Here is a 1,506-nt window from a genome sequence, read left to right as displayed (position 1 = left end):
GGTAAAGGTTTTGCCTTCGTCGGCCCTGAGTACAACGATCCGAAATACTTCGGTGGCGGCGCCGGCATTGCCGTGCGCAAGGGTGATAAGGAACTGGCGGACAAGTTCAACACCGCCATCACCGAAATCCGCGCCAACGGCAAGTACAAGCAAGTGCAGGACAAGTACTTCAAGTTTGACGTTTACGGCGAGTAAGCGAGCGGGTTGAAAAAGTGGCAACCGTTGGCGCGGTTGCCATTTTTTTTGTGCAATTTTTTCAGCGCAGAAGATACCTGTGGGAGCAAGCTCGCTCCCACAGGTTTCTCTGTTTTCAGGAGTTTTTATGCAACGCATCGACCACAAACTGCCCTGGAGTCACCTGGGCACCGAGCGCACCCTCAGCGTGTTTCGTTATGGCGCGGGGACGCGCAAGGTGTACATCCAGGCCAGCCTGCACGCCGACGAACTGCCGGGCATGCGCACGGCCTGGGAGTTGAAGAAACGCCTGACCGAACTTGAACAACAGGGACAATTGAACGCTGTGATCGAACTGGTGCCGGTGGCCAATCCCATTGGCCTCGATCAGCACCTGCAAGGCAGCCACATGGGGCGCTTCGAGCTGGGCAGCGGCAAGAACTTCAACCGCTCGTTCGTCGAACTCAGTGCGCCGGTGGCCGCGTTGATCGGTGATCGTCTCGGCAGCGATGCCCAGGCCAACATCGCGCTGATTCGCCAGGCCATGGGCCAGGTCCTTGACGGTTTGCCGGCCGCGACATCGCAGCTGGAGGCGATGCACCGTCTGTTGCTGCGCCATGCCTGCGACGCCGACATCACCCTCGACCTGCATTGCGACTTTGACGCCGCGATCCACATCTACGCGTTGCCGCAGCACTGGCCGCAATGGCAATCTCTGGCGGCGCGCCTGAAGGCCGGCGTGGCGCTGTTGTGTGAAGACTCCGGCGGAAGTTCGTTCGATGAATCCTGTTCTTCGCCATGGTTGCGCCTGGCCAGGGCGTTCCCGACGGCGGCGATTCCACCGGCCAACCTGGCGACCACGCTGGAGCTGGGCAGCATGGGAGACACCCGCGTCGATCAGGCCCAGGCCAATTGCGAGGCCATTCTCGGGTTCCTCGCCGAGCAGGGTTTCATCTCCGGCACCTGGCCGGCGGCACCGGCCGACTGCTGTGAAGGCATGCCATTCGAAGGTACCCAATACCTGTTCGCCCCGCATCACGGCGTGGTCAGCTTCCTGCGTGAGGCCGGGGAGTGGGTGGAAAAGGGCGATGCGCTGTTCGAGGTGGTCGACCCGTTGAACGACAAGGTCACCACCGTGCAGGCTGGTACCAGCGGCGTGCTGTTTGCCATCGACCGTGGGCGTTATACCCAGCCGGGGACCTGGCAGGCGAAAGTGGCGGGGCGCGAGGCGATTCGGGTGGGCAAGTTGATCAACGACTGAGCCGGAAATTTTCTTTGTCTGTACTGGCCTCATCGCGGGCAAGCCCGCTCCCACAGGGATCATCCAAACCC

2 protein-coding genes are annotated in these 1,506 nt (G+C 61.4%); both read left to right on the top strand.

Annotated elements, in window-relative coordinates:
* Positions 1-195, top strand: a 195-nt coding sequence (locus AC1DVH_RS30970) for a transporter substrate-binding domain-containing protein (protein WP_477756998.1), incomplete at its 5' end; no start/stop codon positions are given.
* A gap of 127 nt (positions 196-322) precedes the next feature.
* Positions 323-1,435: a succinylglutamate desuccinylase/aspartoacylase family protein gene (locus AC1DVH_RS30965; protein WP_477756997.1), complete on the top strand. Its 1,113-nt coding sequence runs from the start codon at positions 323-325 to the stop codon at positions 1,433-1,435.
* Positions 1,436-1,506 lie beyond the last annotated feature (71 nt).

This window comes from Pseudomonas sp. P4_C3 (genome assembly GCF_056402075.1).
This window is presented reverse-complemented; position numbering and strand designations above follow the sequence as displayed.